Annotated in this window: 6 protein-coding genes and 1 pseudogene; 1 reads left to right on the top strand and 6 read right to left on the bottom strand. The window is 43.8% G+C overall.

Annotation, left to right across the window (positions count from 1 at the left end; all coding sequences use genetic code 11):
• The 4 genes and pseudogenes from V7D75_RS08040 to rpsP form a co-directional block, all read right to left on the bottom strand.
• Window positions 1-107, bottom strand: a pseudogene (locus tag V7D75_RS08040) (50S ribosomal protein L19); the annotation flags it as partial.
• 204 nt (window positions 108-311) lie between these two features.
• The gene (trmD, locus tag V7D75_RS08045) at window positions 312-1,076 is read right to left on the bottom strand and encodes a tRNA (guanosine(37)-N1)-methyltransferase TrmD (protein ID WP_333614146.1); all 765 of its coding nucleotides are present in this window, start codon (window positions 1,074-1,076) and stop codon (window positions 312-314) included.
• 62 nt (window positions 1,077-1,138) lie between these two features.
• Window positions 1,139-1,672, bottom strand: coding sequence for a ribosome maturation factor RimM (gene rimM, locus V7D75_RS08050; protein ID WP_333614147.1), 534 nt, complete (start codon window positions 1,670-1,672; stop codon window positions 1,139-1,141).
• Window positions 1,673-1,884: 212 nt separating this feature from the next.
• Complete coding sequence (gene rpsP / locus V7D75_RS08055; RefSeq protein WP_021812802.1) at window positions 1,885-2,154, bottom strand: 30S ribosomal protein S16; 270 nt, start codon at window positions 2,152-2,154, stop codon at window positions 1,885-1,887.
• Window positions 2,155-2,575: 421 nt separating this feature from the next.
• Here rpsP and V7D75_RS08060 point away from each other — a divergent pair, with 421 nt between their 5' ends.
• Window positions 2,576-4,045, top strand: a complete 1,470-nt coding sequence (locus tag V7D75_RS08060; RefSeq protein WP_333614148.1) for an ATP-binding protein — start codon at window positions 2,576-2,578, stop codon at window positions 4,043-4,045.
• An 86-nt stretch (window positions 4,046-4,131) separates the two neighbouring features.
• Here V7D75_RS08060 and V7D75_RS08065 read toward each other — a convergent pair whose 3' ends face one another.
• Both V7D75_RS08065 and V7D75_RS08070 read right to left on the bottom strand, forming a co-directional pair.
• A complete protein-coding gene (locus V7D75_RS08065; protein WP_200662735.1) occupies window positions 4,132-4,311 on the bottom strand; it encodes a hypothetical protein in 180 nt (59 codons plus the stop codon).
• 84 nt (window positions 4,312-4,395) lie between these two features.
• A complete protein-coding gene (locus tag V7D75_RS08070; RefSeq protein ID WP_333614149.1) occupies window positions 4,396-6,081 on the bottom strand; it encodes an ATP-binding protein in 1,686 nt (561 codons plus the stop codon).
• Between the last annotated feature and the right edge of the window lie 136 nt (window positions 6,082-6,217).

Here is a 6,217-nt window from a genome sequence, read left to right on the forward strand (position 1 = left end):
TCACGTACTTTTACTTGAACCACAACGGTATCGCCGGGTGCAAAGCTTGGGCGCTCAATCAATTGCGCATTTTCGATGACCTGAACCAATGGATGCTTGTTGCTCATGAGAGTTATCTCCTCACATTAGATAATAGAGGCTTGACGCATATCACCTGTTTGTAATAATGAATCATAGCTATTATTAATATCTTGGATTAATAATAACTACAACGTAAATGGGTTATGACCAACGGCCATGATGCTATGACACGTTTTATTGTTGCTCAAAATTTTATTACTTAACTGTTTATTTATTAACCACTATTAACGCTATTTTTTATCTGCTTTTGCCAATGCTTTGAGCCACTTTGCTTGCTCGACCGTTGGCGTAAACGCTTGCCATAAATCTGGACGCCGCGCTTGCGTACGTTCGACTTGTTGGCTAAAGCGCCACTTAGCGATATTGCCATGATGACCTGAAAGTAGAACTTCAGGGACCGCCAACCCAGCAAATTCATGCGGCTTGGTATAGTGCGGACAATCAAGCAAACCATCGACAAACGAGTCTTGCTCAGCGGATTTATCATCACCCATAATATCAGGCAGACGACGTATCACACTATCCATGAGCACCATTGCTGGTAGCTCGCCACCGGTCAACACATAATCACCAAGTGATATTTCCATATCGACATACTGCGTCAGTAAGCGCTCATCAATACCTTCGTAACGACCACATAATAAAATCATGCCGTCATACTCAGTCATACTGACCACACTACTTTCGCTGAGCGTTTTGCCTTGTGGTGACATATATATCACCGGACAGTGCGCACTGTCGACACGGCAACCGTGCTGACGGGCGCGCAGGCGGGCATCCTCAATTGCTTGCGATAATGGCTCAGCCATCATCACCATGCCAGGACCTCCACCATACGGGCGCTCATCAATACGACGATAATTATCCGTGGTATAATCACGTGGATTGATGCATTCAATCGTGACTTGCTCATGAGTGACTGCCCGTCCCGTGATTCCAAACTCACGAATCGTGGCAAACATTTCAGGGAAAATACTAATCACGGCAAAATACATCAGATCTCTACTTGCATAAACACTGCGTGAATGACGTTTTTATCAATCAAAAGAAATTACGATTAATAATCACTTTGCCATGCCACAAGCACGGTTTTCTCAGTCAAATTGACCTCAATCACCGTTTGCTTATGCCAAGGTATCAGGCGCTCCTCGGCGTCCAAACTGTCTGACGTTGCCGCGACACGCATGATGTCGTGGGCCCCGGTTTCAAACATTTCAGTAATCTCGCCTAAGTTTTCGTCCTGCTCGTTTATCACGCGCAGGCCAACCAAATCTGACCAATAATATTCGTCTTCACCGGTTTCTGGCAAAACGTTTTGCTCAACCCAAATGGTCACGCCATTCATGGTCTCTGCAACGTTACGATCAGGGACTTGTTCAAATTGAGCGACAATGCCCGTCCCTTGCTCGCGCCACGCCTTTACAGTTAAAGGCTTCATGCCAGTAGCAGTTTTCATCCACCAAGGCTGCATGTCAAAGATTGCCGTGCGATCATCCGTGTCACTAAATACCCACAGCCAGCCTTTAATGCCATAAGGCTTTTTTAGCTGACCGATTTTCATAAGTGCACTAGCGTTTGGAACAGATGACATAACGGCTAACCTAACGATGACTAAAACAACAATGATAGATACAGCAATGACTAAAAAACGAAGGTAAATACAATTCAATCAACAGCGCTAAGCGCAATCAAAAGTAATAAACAGTTAATGGCGCACCCTGGTCAGACCAGTTACGCTATATTTTCTAAAGTCTGTTGAGACTGCTATAGACCAGCTATCAGCGCCTCATTGACGGTACAAACTTAAGCAGTTGCTTCAGTTTGAGCGGCAGACTTGTTATAAGCTTTTGCTAATGAAGCAACGCGATCTGAAGGTTGGGCACCTTTAGCGATCCACGCATTGTACGCTTCCATGTTTAGGCGCACTGCTTCTTCAGACTCTTTAGCGAGTGGGTTAAAAAAGCCGATGTTTTCAATGTAGCGACCGTCACGCGCGCGGCGTTGATCAGCAACAACTACTTGATAAAATGGGCGTTTCTTGGCACCGCCCCGTGCTAAACGAATAACAACCATGTGAATTCTCTCTTTCGCAGGTATACCAAAAAGGGCATAATTATAGCACAGTCTTATTTTATTGAAAACATAAACCGTGCTTATTTAATTATTTATTAACAATAGCTTAAATGGTAAAGCATGTAAAATACAATTCAAAATATCTTGTCAATTTATAGCGACAGAATGCTATTTCAGGTCTGAGTCTTCTTGCAAATTGACTATCGTAAAGCAACCTATCTTACTATTTGATTATGCTATGCTACCAGCAATGATAGAAATCCATGAAACATCAGCTTGTAAGCGCGCATACAGCGAGTTACTTTTTATCTAGATATTTAATTTATATAGACATTCAATAAAAATGCCTTATTTACATGCTTTAGCTGCCATTTTAAAGAAAATCACTTTACCCATATTTTGATTAATTTTTTGGATATATATGACCACCGCAAAATCACAGCCTCGGCGCAAAGGTTGGCTCGCCCGCTCCTACTCTAACAGTTGGCTTACCACCTTGATGGTCGCTTTTATTGTCATTATCAGTGTCGGGGTATCGATTTCGTTTTTTTGGCGCAGTCTATATTTGCCAGAGCTTAAAAACCATGCGCGCTATCTGACCAGCGAATTGCGCTTGATGAACAGCGTCAATAAAGACTGGAAAAATGAGCCGGCCGTACGGCAATGGATTTATCAACATTCACATGTGGTGGTGGTCAATAATCCTAGTGATTTTCCGGTGATAGAAGATAAGGCGTTTGTTGGCGTCTTTACCGATGTATTGCAGCGCGAAATCGGCGCGCAATTGGGTCGTCCCGTAGAGGTGTATTTTAAGTTTAAACCAACGCCGCAGCTATGGGTGCAAGACAGTCGCGATACCAGTTTTTGGATTCGCGAGCCGGTAGTGTATTATTCGCAGTACAGTCCCGCTTTATTAGTATTGTTTTTAGTTGGCCTACCAATTTTAACCTTGCTGACCATTATTTTATTAGCGCGGCAATTAAATCGTCCACTACGCTATTTGCAGCGTGCGGCGACCAACTATATTCGCTTGGGTCACGCTACTACCTTACCGACCCACAATGGTCCAACTGAGATCCGCCAAGTTAATATGGCATTTAATCGCTTATTTACTACCCTCAATCAGGCACAAAAAGAGCGGACGATTATGCTGGCAGGTATCTCGCACGACTTGCGTACGCCGCTGACCCGTATGCGTTTAACCGCTGAGATGCTGCCCGATGAATTTTTCCGTGAAGGTTTGATTTACGATATCGAAGATATGGATGCGATTTTGGAGCAGTTTATTTCCTTTATGAAAGACGGTTCCGATGAGCCGATGCGTCTGACCAATTTGGACACCATATTTAATGAAATCATGGTGCAATTTGCGCCGCTGGAGTTTATTTATCAATCCGAATGTCACAAAATGGTACCCGTACGGCCAATGTCTATCAAACGCTTGGTGATTAACTTGGTTAATAATGCCAAACGTTACGGCAAACCGCCCATTTATTTATCCGCGACTGTGGTGCCGACATTTATAGAAAAAACGGTGGTAGAAGACAGCGATGTAGTGACTGAAAATGAGGTCAATAAAGAAGCAAAAGAGCAGTTATTGATATGTGTGCGCGACTGCGGTGAGGGCGTCGCAGAAGACCAATTAGAGCGTATTATGCAACCGTTTGAGCGCGGAGAGTCAGCGCGTACTACTCAGGGTAGCGGTTTAGGCCTGGCGATTGTCGACCGTATCGCGCGCCTGCATCATGGGACGGTCGAGGCCATCAATCACCCAGATGGCGGCCTACAAGTCTGTGTCCGTATTCCACTTATCTCTAAAGTTGCCGGAGAGTCATCATTGGCTGCTGATGATGCAAAACTACCCAGTGCTGATAGCAATATAGATGGCTAGGGTTTATCCTAGTAATTGAATAGAAATAACAGAAAATATTAAAGTGTCGCTAATAATTGATCGTTATTACCGACACTTTAATAACACTACTTTTTAGTACCAATCACCGGAGGAATGTACTCGGCGCTATTGCTAAAAGTTAAAGGTAGGGTTATTTCTTGCTGCGCAGCCTTTAGGGTCTCAGTGCTGGTTGGCTGCTGCAAAAATAAATAATATCCAAGCGCTGCTGCGTTCAATACCACTAAACCACCAAACAAATACGGCATCCCTTGCCCTCCTCTACTATTAATAAGCTCATTTCAATCATTTTAATAAATCATCAATATCAATTTATCCGTCATTACAAAAAATTAAGCATCGAAATCGCGTTCACTTTTTTCTTGTGTCAATTCATCGGCTGCAAGAACTTGGGTCAAGGGTTTAATCGGCCAAGTCATGACAAAGCGTGCGCCGCCAAGCTCACGGCTCTCGTCTACTTTCATATTGCCATTAAACCAAAAGGCGATACGCGACACAATAGACAAGCCTAAACCATAACCACCTGAGGCACGGGTGCGACTATCGTCTAAGCGCGAAAACGGTATAAAAACTTTTTCACGGTCGGCTTCAGGAATACCGTGCCCGTCATCTTCCACACTGACAAAAGCATTGCCTTTTCTCACCCCAGCACTAATGATAATCGTGGTTTCAGCATAACGTAAAGCATTTCCGGCCAAATTCTGAATCACCCGGTGCAGGTAACGTCTATCCGCAACTGCCGTTACTTTTGCATTTGGCAGCTTGGTTACTATCTTAATGGGTTTGCCTAAAGCATTGGTTTCACGCTCAATTTGCTCCAGTAACTCGCGCAGATTGACCGGTTCTAAATCCAGTTTTGGCGAGCCCTCTTCAAGTTTGGCGTACGTTAGAATCTCATCAATCAAACCATTTAGTGCTTCGATATCCTCATCAATATAATCACGCTGCATAAAGCGCGAATCTTCATCATCGGTATCCGCTAGCATATCAACAGCGAAACGAATACGCGCCACCGGCGTTCGCAGTTCGTGCGATACTGCCCGTGTTAGCTCGCGCTGTGATTCAATCAAACGCTTAATATGTGCCGTCATCGCATTAAAGGTCGCCGATAGACGCGCAATTTCATCTTGTCCGATGACCTGTACTTTAATATCAAGATTGCCTTTACTGACTTCGTTAACACCCACTTGAATCAGTTGCAACTTGCGCTCTAGCGGGAAAATAAGCGCATACACGCCTAAGCTAATCAGGAACATACTGATCAAAATCATACTGACAATCAGATTGAGCGGGAACCAGTTAAACAAAGGTACCGGGCCGATTAAAATCGCCATATCATTGATTTCAGACGGCACGACCACTTTAATAGACGAGTTACTTTTGCTGGTATTGGTATCTTGTAATAAGATGACGACCTCATCGCGGCGTAAGCGTGCCATTTGATCGGGGTCTAAATTAAGGGTATTTATCGCTCTAAATTCTAATGGGAAAGAAAACTTCTCTTCCAATTGAGCCAAACGCGCACGCTTATCGGATAAAGTCGCGTAATAAGACAAATCATCGAGCAAAAATACCGCGATGGCGCGTACTTGCTGTTCGGTCACTTGCGAGATACGTGCGGTTAAAACACTCTCGTTGTCTGGCAAGCGATAATAAACATCAGCATAAATAGGCTGGGCAACATAGCGAACGACGGTGTTGCCCTTCTCAAAACGGCGCAGCTCACTGGCATTAAAATCGACCTCGTTAATAGGCACAATGTTAAATTCTGCACCGAACAAGCTACTGGCATCAGACAGCCAATATTCACGCTGCGATTCGCTTTCTTGATGGGCAATGCCTTCAGCAACAATATGAAAAGCACCCGTGGCCATGTTTTCGCGGTAAGATTGGACGCGTTCTTTGTTGATTGTGTCCATCAACAATTGCGCAAATAATGCCACACACAAACAGACAATGAGCAGTCCAGCATAAATACGAACAAAGATACTGTGTTTAAGAGAAGAAACTAATGACATACGTGCCGTGACCAACCTAATAAAGAATTATTGATAGAGGAAGAAGAGAAGTTCTTGCTGCGCAATTTATCTCATATAATCAAAATATCCTAAAAACGCTACGGTATTGCTGATATCAATTTTTTGTAGCCTCTGT

This window comes from Psychrobacter sp., from assembly GCF_036731945.1.
Taxonomy (GTDB): domain Bacteria; phylum Pseudomonadota; class Gammaproteobacteria; order Pseudomonadales; family Moraxellaceae; genus Psychrobacter.

Excerpts from the sequence above, each read along its gene's own strand:
- trmD (WP_333614146.1), bottom strand. The coding sequence starts at position 1,076 with ATGTATTTTGCCGTGATTAGTATTTTCCCTGAAATGTTTGCCACGATT.
- rimM (WP_333614147.1), bottom strand. The coding sequence starts at position 1,672 with ATGTCATCTGTTCCAAACGCTAGTGCACTTATGAAAATCGGTCAGCTA.
- rpsP (WP_021812802.1), bottom strand. The coding sequence starts at position 2,154 with ATGGTTGTTATTCGTTTAGCACGGGGCGGTGCCAAGAAACGCCCATTT.
- V7D75_RS08060 (WP_333614148.1), top strand. The coding sequence starts at position 2,576 with ATGACCACCGCAAAATCACAGCCTCGGCGCAAAGGTTGGCTCGCCCGC.
- V7D75_RS08065 (WP_200662735.1), bottom strand. The coding sequence starts at position 4,311 with ATGCCGTATTTGTTTGGTGGTTTAGTGGTATTGAACGCAGCAGCGCTT.
- V7D75_RS08070 (WP_333614149.1), bottom strand. The coding sequence starts at position 6,081 with ATGTCATTAGTTTCTTCTCTTAAACACAGTATCTTTGTTCGTATTTAT.